Raw genomic sequence first — 14217 nt, 5'->3', positions numbered from 1 at the left:
GCGGGTGAGTGTGGTCGCCGATGGTCTGCTACCGGCCCGGGTGGCGGCCACGGCTGCTCTACCGGGCCCGGATCTGGCGTGGTCGTCCCGGGGAGCGCAAGGGCATCGGCTGGGAGGACTGCCGGGATCTGCTGGCCGCCGCGCACGCGCAGCTTCCCGGGGGCCGGCTGGTCCTGGTCTGGGACGGGGTGAACATCCACCGCCAAGCGGAGATGGCCGCGTTTCTACAGGAACACGCAGATTGGGTGAGCGTGGTGGCGTTGCCGGCCTATGCCCCCGAGCTGAACCCGGCGGAGGGGTGTGGTCACAGATCAAGCGGACCGCGCTGGTGCACCTGGCCGCCCGCACCCTCGACGACGTCCACCGGGCGGTCAAGCACGGGCTGAAACGGCTGCAGTACCGGCCCGGGGTGCTCCTGGGTTTCCTCGCCGAAACCGGCCTGGTCTGGGAGGAGCTGTGGTCAACATGACTCTCCGCATTAAAGCTCAGTACGGCACCAGCATCTGCCCCGCCGAACGCCTGCCCGCCGAACAGGTCGACACCGCCATCCTCAACGCCATGGTCGAAACCTACGCCGGCAGCGGACTGGTCACCGAAGCCGCCGCCGCGCTCGCCGGCCGCATCGCCGACACCCGCGCCGCCCACCGCGACGAACTCGCCACCGTCGACAGCGAGATCAGCAAGGCCGAGACCGCGATCGACCGCTACTTCAACGCCTTCGAAGCCGGCACCATGACCGACGCCCTCGCCGGTGGCCGCATCGAGAAACTCACCATCAAGATCAAGGAACTGCAGGGTCGCCGGGCCGAACTCGTCGACCACCTCGCCGATAACGCCACCCAGCCCGTCCCACCCACCGCCGCGGACCTGACCCGCCTGTCCACCCAGATCGCCGACGCCATCCACGACGGCGCGCAGGCTACGCTGCGCCGGCTCACCGAGGCCCTCGTGGCTGAGATCACCGTGACCAGCCGCGCCCACATCCAGCCCACGTTCCGCATCCCCACCCAGCCGCGCCCACGGGCGGCAGCGACAGCGGGCAGGACGGAACGCAACCATCCAGCGACGGTACGGAGGTTCGCGCAATACACGGATCGGTGCGCCCGGCAGGGATCGAACCTGCGACCTGGTGCTTAGAAGGCACTCGCTCTATCCACTGAGCTACGGGCGCGCTTGCAGGGGATGGGCCCACCGGGGAGCTACAACAGGGTAGCAAGGTTCGACCAGGCATCGAACACGCGGGGACGCGCCGTCTCCTGGGAAGGTCAAGCTCCTGGGAAGGCCGAGGTACGACGCTGAGGCGTCCGTGGCAGGTGGGCAGACGGGATGCGTCGCGGACCGGCGTGGGGTCCGAGCGTCGGCGTGCCGGTGCGCGTGGGTCCGTGGATGCGTGGCCTGTGGGCGAACCCTCGTTATCCACAGGCGACCAACCGAGGGTTTCCGAAGTCGCCGTGACGGCTCACTGTGGGAGAGGCCGTTCGCGGCCAGCCCGGCGGATCCGTCCCTGACCCGAGGAGCACGCCATGCTCGAGACGACCATCACGCTTGTCGGCAACCTGGTCGACGATCCGGATCATCGGATGACGGCCAACGGTGCGTCGATATGCACCTTCCGCCTCGCATCGACGCCCCGCCGGTTCGATCGTTCCGAGAGCCGCTGGGTCGACGGAACCACGCTGTTCCTGCGGGTCTCCTGCTGGCGCCAGCTCGCGGACAACGTCGCTGCCAGCCTCGTCCGGGGTGATCGCGCGCTCGTCTACGGCAGGCTGCGGCAGCGGTCGTTCGAGACGGGCGAAGGGGAACGGCGGGTTACCTACGAGATCGACGCGGATGCGGTCGGAACCGAGCTCACCTGGCATGCGGCTCGCTCGGAGCGACTTGCCCGTCGCCCGGGCTCCGCGGTGGTGGCGGCGGCCGCGACGGATGTTCCCAGTGATCCGTCCGCTCTGGTGGGATCCGAGCACGGCGCTCTGGCCGGCTTCCCGGTCGCCGGTGCGGATGCGGATGCGGATGCGGCCGGAGCGGCATCCGCCGCGACGGCCATGGCGTCGATGGCCGAGGGACCGCCGGAGGGTTCCGGGCGGCTCCAGGGCGCGGGTGCGGCGCCCGGCGAACCGCGCCCGTCCGCGGTGACGGTCGGCGATTCCCCCTGGCAGTCGTTTCCCTCCTCCCATGACCTGTCCTGACCGTCCAGCCGATGGTGGGGACCTGGAGGGCGAGTCGGACCGACCTGCGTCCGCTGCGGCCGAGGGCGCTGGGTACCGTGCCGTGGATGAGCAGCCGGCACGAGATGGGGCAGACGGGGCCTGTCTCCGTCGAACCCGGGACAGAGCCGCAGGCGCCCTTCGACGTCATCGATGCGCAGGTTGTCGTGAGTCCCGGCTTGGAGAGCGGCCTTGCGCACGGGACACCCGGATCGGTGGTCGTCGCCGCGCCCAGGGGTGACGCCGTGCCCAGGGGTAACACTGGGCTCGGGGGTAACACTGGGCTCGGGGGTGACGCCGAGCCCCGGAACGACACGCCGCGGTCCCGGCCGGACGGAGAACAACCGCCGGCCGGGCCGCCGGCCTCCGACGCCGCTCGCGGTCGGCGGACTCCCGTCCAGCGGCTGCGCGTTCGTCTCGCGAGCATCTCGGGGCCCGCTCGGTACGTGATGGTGCTCGCCGTTCTGAGCGCGGCGGTCGCCGTCGTCCTCCGGCACACCGTGTTCCCGTTCCTGTCGGTCAACAACGACGAGGGCATCTACCTCCTGCATGCCAGGACCCTCGCCGAGGGCCGCCTGTTCCCGCCCGCCCCGGACCCGGCACGGTCCTACCTGCCGTGGCTGGGAACCGTTGTCGGCGATCACTACGTGTTGAAGTACACGCCCTTCGTACCCGCGATCTTCGCAATCGGCATCGTGCTGACGGGAAGCATCGATCCGGCGCTTGCAATGATCGTCATGGCGGCGGTCGTCGTCACCTACCTGCTGGGCGTCGAGCTGTTCGGTAGCCGGCGGACCGCGGCGTTGGCGGCGACCCTGCTCGCCCTCTCCCCGCTGGTGATCCTGCAGAGCGCGATGGTGCTGAGCTACCTGCCGACCCTGGTGCTGCTGCAGGTGACCGTTCTGGGAGTGTTGCGGGGACGGCGCCGCCGACGGGCGGCACCGGTGGTCGTCGCGGGCCTCGCCCTCGGCGTGGCGGCGGCGGTGCGGCCGTACGACGTCGTCCTGCTCCTGGCTCCGCTCGCGATCTGGCTGCTCCTGACCTCCACGGGCGGGCGCTGGTGGCTGGGCCGGTGGCTGCTTTGCGGGCTCGCCGCGCCCGTGGCGCTTGTCCTGCTCAGCAACGCCGCTGCCACCGGTGACCCGTTGCGGCTGCCGTTCACGCTCCTCGAACCCGACGACAAGCTCGGCTTCGGGGTGCGCAAGCTGTATCCCGGCGACGGCAGGCACGACTTCGGCTTGCTCGAAGGGCTGCGGTCGGTCGGCGACCACCTGTGGCTGTTCGGCGGCTGGGCCTGCGGGGGAGTGGTGCTGGCCGGCTGCGCGATCGTCGTGGCGGCTCGGCGGCAGCTGTCCGCACCCGCCGCGCTCCTGGGTGCGGGTGGGCTGCTCTTCCTGGGCGGATACGTCGGCTTCTGGGGCGCGTGGAACGCGGCCGAGTTGTGGGGCGGCATCCGCTACGTCGGCCCTTTCTACCTGGTCCCGGTGCTCATCCCGCTCGTCCACCTCGGCGCGGAGGGCCTGGTCAGGGCCGGCGAAGCCGTCTTCGCCCGCGGGCGAAGACTCGGGCTCATCGCCGTCGCGGGGACCGGCGCCGCCATCCTGGCGCTCACGGCCGTCGTCCTGGTCGGGGCGGTGCGCGCCAACCTCACGCTCACCGGGCACGACCGTGACCTCAGCGCGATGCTGGACCGGCTGCCGGGCGATCCGCTCGTGTTCGTCGCGGCGAACCCGCCGTTTCTCGGGCATCCCACTCCGGTGACCGCGAACGGGCCGAAGCTCGAAGATCCTGTGCTGTTCGCCGTGTCGCGGGGGGTCGACGATCTCATCGTGGCCGCTGACCACGCGGACCGCCCGGCCTATCTGCTCCGCCTGGCATCGGCCTACGACCGCTCACCCGCCTCGCCCTCCACCGCGCGGGTCGAACGGCTGGCGGTCAGGAGCGGCAGGCGGGTGGCGGTGACCCTGAGAGTGGATGCCGCGCCCGCGGGCGCCCGTTCCGCCCGCGTCGTGCTCACCGAGGGTGTCCGCCGCCTGTCGATTCCGGTCCATCCGCGGATCCCCACCTCGATGATCCTCACCGTCGACGCGGACGGCCTCGATACCACCGATATCATCAGTATCACCAGTATTGCCAACATCGCTGGCGGCATGGACAGCACCGGAATCGTGACTGACCGCAACGACTCCGGTCGGTCCCGGGTGCATTCCGGATCCCTCGGCCGTCCGTCGGCGAGCACCGTGCGGGACGGTCGGGGCACCTCCATCACCGTGGCCTACTACGCGACGAGCCCTTCCGGACGGGAACATTTCCTCGATCAGCAGGTGTTGCCCGTGCGGCTGGCCGCACGGGACGGTTCCCGGTCGGACGGTTCCAAGCCGGACGGTTCCCGGCCGGCTGCCGGCCCGCCGGTCACCGTGCTCGGATCCCTCGGGGAGGTCGATGAGGTCGGCGAGGGACGTCGGCCGCCGCTGCGCATCATCATCGATGATCGTCGAGGCTGACCTGCCCGCCCGGGTGACCTGCCTGCCCCGGCGCCCCGACGCCCCGGTGAACGGTCGGCCTGATGATCGGCCGGCCCGGTGATCGGTCGATGCGGTGGATGGGAGGGAGCACGTACGTTCCGTCGAGGACGTCGGCCCCCGGCTCGTAGATCCGTAGGACGGGCCGGAAATCGCCGACCGCCGCGGGCAGCCAGTTGTCAAGCGGCCCGCCGTCCTCCAGGGGATCACTCTGGAGCAGGATGCGCACCGAGCCGTCCGGACCGCGGCGCAGATCGCGGTCGCCGCTCCGCAGGGAATACCGGTGCAGGGGATTCTCGACGAGGTAGTACTCGGGCGCGTCGTACATCGTCAGCGACCAGAACGCGGCCTGCGGCGGCGGCACCAGCTCCAGCAGGTACCGGTGGGCCCCGCTCAGCTGACGGCCGTCCGTGTCAATGGCACGGCTCGCCTGGATCTCCTCATAGCCGTGTGTCGCACCCCGCGGGAGCCGGGCGGCCATCGCCCGGGCGAGACGGGCCTGTGCCCGATCGCTTATCCGCCAGGCCGGATCGTCGATCGTGCCCGGTCCGAGTCGGTCCAGGTTGAAGTCGAGGGCATGCGGGGTGCTCACCCAGCCGTTCGTCAGCGCCCGGCCGGCGTGCGCCACCCGTTCGAGCTTGTCGCGGCCGGCGCGCAGCCCGGTGCGCAGGGACCAGGCGAGGCCCGGGTTGGGGTCGACGTACGGCGAAGGATCGTCGAGGATCCCGAGCGAGGTGAAGTGGCGGGCGTACTCGGCCTCGGCCCGCGACGGAGGATAGGAGCGCAGCCAGATGCGCAGCTCCTCCCAGAACCGGAGGTCGTCACAGACCCTCTTCGAGTGTTCTGGCGGTCCCTCCGCGCGGCGGGCCTCGGGATCCAGCGGGCTCAGGTCCAGTTCCTCCTGCAGCCGGGACACCGCCGCGATGTCCGCCGGGCCGTCGAAGCCGAACCGGTTGATCAGCGTCAGCAGCCGGGTCGGTGCCTCGATGCGGGCCAGCGACGCGGGCGCGCTGCCTGTCCAGCCCGGCGGGACGAGCAGATAGCGCCCACCCCGTCCGCCGGTGGTTCGCCGTCCCACGTAGGCGAAGTTGTTCCGCCAGGCGTCCATGAAGATCATGACGCTGTAACGATCCGGCGTGTCGGGGATCCGCAGGACCAGCGGACCCGGCGTGAGGTCGACCTCGGCCACCGAGCACAGGGCGTCGTTGTCGACGCTGACGAAGCAGGACAGTGGCGCGGGCGGTTCCGTCTCGTGAGCGAAGGCGTTGTACCCGGCAGGCCGGATTGGCCCGATTCCCTCAGCCGCCGTCCGTACGCTCAGCCGGACGTTGCTGACCAGGGGATATCCGAAGATGAACGCCTCGGCAGCCAGCCCGAGCCGATGGTCACTCGCGAGCATGCCGTCCTCCCCGTGCTCGTCATCTCCTTTTCAGTGGTCGCCCCCACGCCCCCACGTTTCAGTGGCCGCCTCCACAGTGGCCGCCCCCACAGTCCGTGCCCTTCTTTGTGGTGTGGTACCCACCGGATGCCGTCCGGGGGCCGGGCAGCATCCGGTGATCCGCCCGGTCCTCGACGTCGGCCGACGGGCCACCGATCACCGCTGTGAGGAAGGCGGGCGCGATGCCCTAGGGTTGATGGCATGGCGCAGTACGTCTTCCAGATGCGCAAAGCGCGCAAGGCCCATGGCGACAAGGTCATCCTCGATGATGTGACCCTGTCGTTCCTCCCCGGAGCCAAGATCGGGGTAGTCGGCCCGAACGGCGCGGGGAAGTCGTCCCTGCTCAAGATCATGGCCGGCCTCGATCAGCCGAGTAACGGCGAGGCGACCCTGAGCCCCGGCTACACGGTCGGCATGCTCGCCCAGGAACCCCCGCTGGACGAGACCAAGGACGTCCGCGGCAACGTCGAGGACGGCGTGCGCGAGATCCGCCGGGTGCTCGCCCGCTACGAGGAGATCAACGAGAAGATGTCCGCGCCCGACGCGGACTTCGACTCCCTCCTCGCCGAGCAGGCCGAGCTTATCGACAAGATCGAGGCCGCGAACGCCTGGGAGCTCGACAGCCAGCTCGACCAGGCCATGGACGCGCTGCGGCTGCCGCCCGGCGATGCCGACGTCACCCTGCTCTCCGGCGGTGAGCGCCGCCGGGTCGCGCTGTGCAAGCTCCTGCTTGAGGCTCCCGACCTACTCCTGCTCGACGAGCCGACCAACCACCTCGACGCCGAGAGCGTCGCCTGGCTGGAGCAGCACCTCGCCCGCTATGCGGGCGCCGTGCTGGCCGTCACCCACGACCGGTACTTCCTGGACAACGTCGCCGGCTGGATCCTCGAGCTCGACCGGGGCCGTGCCTTGCCCTACGAGGGCAACTACACCACCTACCTGGAGAACAAGGCGGCCCGGCTGAAGGTCGAAGGCCAGAAGGACGCCAAGCGGCGCCGGGTGCTCGCCCAGGAACTCGAGTGGGTCCGGTCCAACCCGAAGGCCCGCCAGACCAAGAGCAAGTCGCGTCTCGCCCGCTACGAGGAGCTGGCCGCCGAGGCGGACCGGGCGCGCCCGCGCGACTTCGAGGACATCCAGATCCCGCCCGGCCCCCGGCTCGGCAACCAGGTCATCGAGGCCAAGGGGCTCACCAAGGGCTTCGATGACCGGCTTCTCATCGACAACCTGTCGTTCACCCTGCCGCGCGGCGGCATCATCGGCGTGATCGGCCCCAACGGCATCGGTAAGACGACCCTGTTCAAGATGTTGACCGGCCAGGAGGCGCCGGACGCCGGGGAGCTCGTCATCGGCGACACCGTCGACATCGCCTATGTCGACCAGACCCGCTCGGGCCTGGACCCGAAGAAGAACGTCTGGCAGGTCGTCTCCGACGGCCTCGACCACATCGTCGTCGGCAAGGTCGACTTCCCGAGCCGGGCGTACGTGTCGTCATTCGGGTTCAAGGGGCCGGACCAGCAGAAGCCCGTCGGTGTGCTGTCCGGTGGGGAGCGTAACCGGCTGAACCTCGCGCTCACCCTCAAGCGTGGCGGCAACGTCCTGCTTCTCGACGAGCCCACCAACGACCTCGACGTGGAGACGCTGCGCTCCCTGGAGGACGCGCTGCTGGAGTTCGCCGGCTGCGCCGTGGTCATCTCCCACGACCGCTGGTTCCTCGACCGGGTCGCCACCCACATCCTGGCCTGGGAGGGAACCGACGAGGACCCGGCGCGCTGGTTCTGGTTCGAGGGGAACTTCGCCGACTACGAGACCAACAAGATCGACCGTCTTGGGCAGGAGGCGGCCCGCCCGCACCGCGTCACCCACCGCAAGCTCACCCGGGACTGAGGGCGCACCCGGGCCGGCCGGTGCCCACGGGCACCGAGCGGTCAGTCGGGTCGGTTCTGCAGCGAGTTCGCCGCCATCGACAGATAGTCCCAGAGCTGCCTGTCGAGATCGGGCGGCAGGTCCAGGGAGTCGACCGCGGCCCGCATGATCTTCAGCCAGGCGTCCCGCTGCGTCGGGCCGATCGCGAACGGGGCGTGCCGCCTCCGCAGCCGAGGATGCCCGCGCTGCTCCTGGTAGTCGGTCGGGCCACCCCAGTACTGGATGAGGAACATGCGCAGGCGCTCCTCGGCGCCGGTCAGATCCTCTTCCGGGTAGAGCGGGCGCAGTACCGGATCGTTCGCCACACCCTGGTAGAACCGGGCGACCAGCTTCCGGAACGTCGGTTCGCCGCCGGCGGCGTCGTAGAAGGAGCTGATCGGGAGAGTGCGCGGAGGAGACTGGTTCACCCGTCCATTCTGCGGCACGGCGCTGCGGTCCGATCCGGGCGACGGGTGTTCTCAGCCGTCGCGGGGTGCGATCCACGCCGTCGTGTCGGGGGGCAGCGTCAGGGTCGCGCCGTCGTACCCCACCGGTCCGCTGGCGAGCACCAGCCGTCCGGGCAGCGGAATCGCCGCCTCCCCCTCGGTCGTCGTCACGCATGTCACACTGGCCGACCCCACCGAGGTGGGCGGGGTCGGGGGCACCGACGAGCCTGCCGGCGCGGGGCGGTCGAAGGCCAGGCATCCGGCCGGGGAGTCGTCCCGCCAGCGCAGGTCGTCGCCACGCAGGTGGGGGAGGGCGCGGCGCAGGGCGAGCGCGCTGCGCACGAGCAGCCAGGTCGACATCGGGTCGGCCGCCTGCGCGAGGACCGCGAGGTCCGCCCAGTCGGCGGGTTGCGGCAACCACGGGTCGGCGCCGGCCGAGGTGAATCCGTAGGGAGGCGCGTCCCCCGACCACGGCAGGGGGATCCGGGCGCCGTCCCGGCCCGGCGACGTCCCCCCGGACCGCGTCCAGATCGGGTCGCGACGGGCGGCCGGCGGCACCTCGGCCTGCGGCAGCGCCAGCTCGTCGCCCTGGTACAGCACCGCGGTGCCGGGCAGCGCGAGCAGCGTGAGCAGAGCGGCGCGCGCGCGGCGGGTCCCCGTGGGACCGCCGCCGTAACGGGTCGCCGGCCGCACCACGTCGTGGTTGGCGAGCACCCAGGTGCCCGGCGCGCCGACCGCCGTCAGCGCGGCGCGTTCGGCGTCGATGGCGGCCCGCCAGGCCGCCGCCGACCAGGGGATGCTCAGCAGGGAGAACGAGAACGTCAGGTGCAGCTCGTCCGGTCGCACGTAGCGGGCGAGCCGGGCCGGGTCGCGCACCCAGGTCTCCCCGATCAGGACCCTGGGACGCCCGTCGCGGGCGGTGTACTCGTCGGTGATCGCGCGCCACGCGCGGTAGATCTCGTGCACCCCGTCCTGGTCCCAGACCCGGGGCTCGTGCTCCTCGCGGAACCCGCTGTCCGGAGCCAACCGGGCGCCGGGCGGGTTGTCCCGTAGCTCGGTGTCCTTCACCAGCCCGTGGGTCACGTCGATCCGGAACCCGTCGACCCCTCGATCGAGCCAGAACCGCAGCGTCGCGGCATGGTCCGCGCGGACGGCGGGATGATCCCAGTTCCAGTCGGGCTGCTCGGCGTCGAACAGGTGCAGGTACCACTGGCCGTCCGCCACCCGCGTCCAGGCCGATCCGCCGAACACCGATTCCCAGTTGTTCGGAGGCTGCTCGCCGCCGGGGCCTCGGCCGTCGCGGAAGATGTAGAGCTCCCGCTCGGGACTGCCCGGCGCGGACGCGAGCGCCGCCTGGAACGCCGGATGCGCCGAGCTTGAGTGGTTCGGCACGAGATCGATCAGCACGGCGAGCCCGGTCTCGGCGGCGTCGGCGAGCACGGCGTCGAGGTCCGCGAGGTCACCGAAGAGCGGATCCACGCCGCGATGGTCGGCGACGTCGTACCCGTGATCGGCCATGGGGGACGAGTAGAAGGGCGTGATCCAGATCGCGTCGACGCCGAGTTCCGCCAACACGGGCAGATGCCGCCGTAGCCCCTCCAGATCGCCGATCCCGTCGCCATCGGAATCGGCGAAACTGCGAAGGTACACCTCGTACAGCACGGCCCGGCGCCACCACGTCCCGTCCTGGCCGGGCGACCGCCCCCGGCCGTCGGCGCCATTCGGGCGATCCAGCTCCCCGGCGTCGCCGGCTCCCGCGCTGTTGTCCTTGTTGCCCTCGGCGCCCTCGGTGTTCTCGTTGCCCTCGCCCGCGCCGCTCCGGTGGCCGCGCTGGACACTAGATCGAGGGCAGAAAGAAGATATTTTCTCTCTCTTGGTAGATGAGGGTGTCTTTGTGGAGTAGCCCTCAACAGAATGATCTGTCCTCATCTGGCTCCTTCTGGCGTTTCTGGTCCTTTTGGGACAGATACTCCCTGTTGTGCGCCTATCCAGGGACCGCTCCGCCGCGTCGGGACGGCGCGGCGGAGCGCGTGTTCCTCGGTCGGGCGATGCCTGTCCAGCATCAAACCCGGTCGGTGGGGGCGAAGGTAGGGCGATGGGGTGCTGGTTGCGGCTCGGGTCGACGTTCCCCCGATGCGTGATATCCGATATCCGAACTAGACTTCCGCAGATAGACCGGGTGACTGGCTGTTACGAAGCGGTACCGGGAATCGGATTCGGTCGGGGATGTGATGGTGTGCCCGTGACGTCGGAACCATCCACCGGGAGTTCGCCCCAGGCGCCCGGTATATCAAGGTTCGTCAGTGAGTCGCGGAGGTCCGATCAGGTGCGGCGGTCGGCGTCCGCAGGTCTGCGGGCCGCGCGGGAGGCCGTCCGCGCGCTGTGTCACGGTGCTCGGGGGGATCATGACGACGGATCGAGCGGCTCCGATCCGTCCTTCCTGGCCGATGCCGGTCTCGTCCTCGGCACCTCCCTCGACCCCGATCGGGTCGTCGATCTGATCGCCGGACTCGCCGTGCCCCGCCTCGGCACGGGCGCCCTGGTGTGGCTGCGCGAGGGTGACCAGGTCAGGCTCGGTGCCTCGGTCTTCCACGACCCGAAAGTCGGCAGGATTATGCGGGCGATTGTCGCCACGCGGCCGCCCCAGCTCGCGGACGAATTCCCGCCGGGCGTCGTCATGCGTGAGGGCCAGACGTACTGTCTGCCGGACTTCGACGAGCTGCGCCCGGTGCCGCTGTTCCCGTACGAGCTCGCCTACCAGCAGTTCCGCCGGATCCAGAGCGGTCCAACCGTCACCGTCCCGTTGCCGGCGCACGGCCGGATCCTCGGCGCGATCACCGTCGGGCGCGGCACCGGCTTCTATTCCGGAGCGGAGGTGAACCTGCTGGAGGACCTCGCCCGGCGGGGGGCCGTCGCGCTGGAGAACGCACAACGCTTCCGCGAGGCACAGGAGTCCGCGCTGACCCTGCAACGGTCCCTCCTGCCAGCGCATCCCCCCGCACTCGACGGGGTCGAGATCGCGATGGAGTACCGGCCGGGGACGGCAGGCACGGAGGTGGGAGGCGATCTCTACGATGTCATACCGCTCGCCGGGGGACGGGTCGGGGTGGCCATCGGTGACGTGATGGGGCGCGGCCTGCACGCCGCGGCGGTGATGGGCCAGCTGCGGGCGGCGCTGCGCGCCTACGCCCTGGAGGATTGGAGCCCCGTCGAGGTGCTGACCCGGCTCGACCGGGTCGTCGGCCTGCTGCCCGGTCTCCAGCTCGCGACCTGTATGTACGCCGTCTATGACCGGAACACCGGCCGGGCGACGATCGCGAGTGCCGGCCATCTCGCGCCGTTGGTGATCCTTCCCGACGAGGACCCCGACTATCTGGTGCTCGACCCCGGGCTCCCGCTGGGAGTCTGCGAGGGGGCGATGTTCAGCGAGACGACCGTCGCGCTTCCACCCGGATCGGCGTTGGTGATGTTCACCGACGGCCTGGTGGAGTCGCGACGCCGACCGCTCGTGGACGGCCTGGACAATCTTCGACGCGGTCTTACCACACAGCGGGCCCGGGCTGCCGCGGTAGGCCTCAAGGCGGTCGAAGTCGCAGCGGGTGCCGACGTGGCGGCCGGAGGCGAGGGCGAGGGCATGAGCGCGGAACGGACCGGGAAGGCGGAACGGACCGGGAAGGCGGAACGGACCGGGAAGGCGGGGACGGATCGGCGGGCCCCCGGCCCGTCGCTCGGCCCACCCCCCGGGGTGCCGGAACGCCGCTCCTGGGCGGACCGGCGGCGCCGGGCGCGCAGGGTGAACTTCGCGGCGCGTAGCTGGTTCGGTCCGGACACCGTCAACGGCCCCGGCGAGGGCCCCGTCGAGGAGACCGCCCGCACGCTGCTCGAACGGTGCCTGATCGCAGCCGATCTCCCGGCCCGGACCGACGACGACACCGCCATGGTGGTGCTCACCACGCAGGCCGTGAACCCGCCATTGCTCGAACTCGCGTTGCCCGCGGTGGCCGCGTCGGCAGGCGAGGCCCGGACAGCGATGCGTTCGGTCCTCGCCGAATGCGGGATCACCTCCGTCGAGGACGCGATGCTGCTGGTCAGCGAGGTGGTGACGAACGCGGTGCTGCACGCCCGCAGTGATCTGGTACTGCGGGCATCGATGGAACCCGGTCGGCTGCGGATCAGTGTCGAGGACCGGGAAGGCGCGCGTCTGCCCCGGCCCGGCGCGGCCGCGGAGAACAAACCCGAGCCCGAGTCGGGGTGGGGCCTGCTGCTGGTCGAGGCGCTGGCGCTAGCCTGGGGCGTGGAGATGACCCCCGGGGGCAAGCGTGTCTGGTTCGACATCGAGATACCCGACCAGGAGGCGGGTGCTGCCGGCCCGACGAGACCGATCGTTGGACCCGATCCGTCTCCCGCGGCGGGCCCGTCCCGGAAGCCTCCCCTCGACCCGCCGATCCAGGGCCGGTGCTGGGGATAGCATCCGGGGCCGGGCCACCTGACGATCCGGGCCACCTGACGATCCGGGCCAAGGCCGCGTGATCAGGCGGTGGCGACGGCGCGGGCGGCCCATTCGTCCTCGGCCTTGCGCACGATGTTGCGCAGCATTCCACCGAAGACGGCCGCGTGGAACGGGCTGACCGACCACCAGTAGAGCTGCCCGGGAAGTCCGCGGGGCAGGAAACTCGCGCGCTGCGAGTAGGTCGTGGTGCCCTCGGAGTCCACCATCGAGCGTAGTTCCAGCCATGCCTCGCCAGGCAGCTTCATCTCGGCACGCAGCCGGAGCAGATGGCCCGGTTCGATCTCCTCGACCCGCCAGAAGTCCAGCGCCTCCCCGACGTGCACCCGCTGCGGATCACGCCGGCCCCGGCGCAGACCGACGCCACCGAGGGCGGTGTCCACCCAGCCGCGGGCGGACCAGGCCAGGGGCCACGAGTACCAGCCGTTGTCGCCCCCGATGCCCTCGATGACGTGCCACAGACAGGCCGGCGGCGCCGCCACGGCCATGCTGCGCTCGTCGACGTAGAGGGATCCCCCGGCCCACTGCGGGTCGGTCGGCAGGGGCTCGTTCGGGGGGTGCGTGGCACCGGCGCCGTCCCTGTCGTCCGATGCGCCTCCCGGACCCGGCCACACCGCCGTCGACCATCGGGTCTTCACCGAACGCGCCCGCACCCGGGCCAGCGCGAGGGCCACCGCGGCGTCGAAGGGCAGCAGTCCCTCGGCAGGATCGGGGATCCAGCGGGCGACCTGGTGGTCGTGGACCACCACCTCGTTGCGCAAGGAACGGATGAGCGGCCTCGCGATGCCGCCCGGCACCGGGGTGACGAGCCCGACCCACAGCGAGGACAGTTCGGGGGACAGGATCGGAACCGGGACGATGATCCGGCGCCGCAGCCCCTCGACGGCGGCGAAGCGCTGCATCATCTCCGCATAGGTCAGGATGTCCGGGCCGCCCACGTCGAAGGTGCCCTCGACGTCGTCGGGGACCTCCAGAGCGCCGATCAGATAATGCAGCACGTCCCGGACGGCGATTGGCTGGATCCTGGTCCGCACCCAGCGCGGCGTCAGCATCACCGGCAGGCGCTCCGTCAGGTAGCGCAGCATCTCGAACGAGGCGCTGCCGCTGCCGATGACGACCGCCGCGCGCAGCACGATCGTCGGAACCCCCGAGCCGAGCAGGATCCTCCCGACCTCCTGGCGGGAGCTCAGATGGGCGG

Annotated in this window: 9 protein-coding genes and 1 tRNA gene; 5 read left to right on the top strand and 5 right to left on the bottom strand. The window is 70.9% G+C overall.

The genetic code is table 11. The features are described from left to right. Window positions 1–20 precede the first annotated feature (20 nt). A complete protein-coding gene (locus AC08OO_RS05350) occupies window positions 21–386 on the top strand; it encodes a transposase (protein WP_476610395.1) in 366 nt (121 codons plus the stop codon). A gap of 712 nt (window positions 387–1098) precedes the next feature. Here AC08OO_RS05350 and AC08OO_RS05345 read toward each other — a convergent pair. Further along, window positions 1099–1171: transfer RNA gene (locus tag AC08OO_RS05345), tRNA-Arg, on the bottom strand. A gap of 352 nt (window positions 1172–1523) precedes the next feature. Between AC08OO_RS05345 and AC08OO_RS05340 the strand changes: the two genes are divergently transcribed. After that, the gene (locus AC08OO_RS05340) at window positions 1524–2186 is read left to right on the top strand and encodes a single-stranded DNA-binding protein (RefSeq protein ID WP_476610396.1); all 663 of its coding nucleotides are present in this window, start codon (window positions 1524–1526) and stop codon (window positions 2184–2186) included. Window positions 2187–2272: 86 nt separating this feature from the next. Further along, complete coding sequence (locus AC08OO_RS05335) at window positions 2273–4708, top strand: DUF7846 domain-containing protein (protein ID WP_476610397.1); 2436 nt, start codon at window positions 2273–2275, stop codon at window positions 4706–4708. Here AC08OO_RS05335 and AC08OO_RS05330 read toward each other — a convergent pair. After that, window positions 4686–6125: a DUF1254 domain-containing protein gene (locus AC08OO_RS05330; RefSeq protein ID WP_476610398.1), complete on the bottom strand. Its 1440-nt coding sequence runs from the start codon at window positions 6123–6125 to the stop codon at window positions 4686–4688. The two genes, AC08OO_RS05335 and AC08OO_RS05330, sit on opposite strands and share 23 nt — an antisense overlap. A 240-nt stretch (window positions 6126–6365) precedes the next feature. Between AC08OO_RS05330 and ettA the strand changes: the two genes are divergently transcribed. After that, complete coding sequence (gene ettA, locus AC08OO_RS05325) at window positions 6366–8048, top strand: energy-dependent translational throttle protein EttA (RefSeq protein WP_011435594.1); 1683 nt, start codon at window positions 6366–6368, stop codon at window positions 8046–8048. Window positions 8049–8089: 41 nt separating this feature from the next. On the opposite strand, the gene AC08OO_RS05320 is transcribed toward ettA, so the two are convergent. Together AC08OO_RS05320 and AC08OO_RS05315 are read right to left on the bottom strand one after the other, a co-directional pair. Continuing rightward, complete coding sequence (locus AC08OO_RS05320; protein WP_011435595.1) at window positions 8090–8512, bottom strand: globin; 423 nt, start codon at window positions 8510–8512, stop codon at window positions 8090–8092. 33 nt (window positions 8513–8545) lie between these two features. Further along, window positions 8546–10441 carry a glycoside hydrolase family 13 protein gene (locus AC08OO_RS05315; RefSeq protein WP_476618286.1) on the bottom strand — a complete coding sequence of 632 codons (1896 nt, stop codon included), beginning with the start codon at window positions 10439–10441 and terminating at the stop codon, window positions 8546–8548. Between the two features lie 397 nt (window positions 10442–10838). Between AC08OO_RS05315 and AC08OO_RS05310 the strand changes: the two genes are divergently transcribed. Then, window positions 10839–12980 carry an ATP-binding SpoIIE family protein phosphatase gene (locus tag AC08OO_RS05310; RefSeq protein ID WP_476610400.1) on the top strand — a complete coding sequence of 714 codons (2142 nt, stop codon included), beginning with the start codon at window positions 10839–10841 and terminating at the stop codon, window positions 12978–12980. Between the two features lie 62 nt (window positions 12981–13042). On the opposite strand, the gene AC08OO_RS05305 is transcribed toward AC08OO_RS05310, so the two are convergent. After that, window positions 13043–14217: SDR family oxidoreductase (locus AC08OO_RS05305; protein ID WP_476618285.1), on the bottom strand; the 1175-nt coding region annotated here is incomplete at its 5' end.

The organism is Frankia sp. CeCAU1 (assembly GCF_977971845.1).
This window is presented reverse-complemented; position numbering and strand designations above follow the sequence as displayed.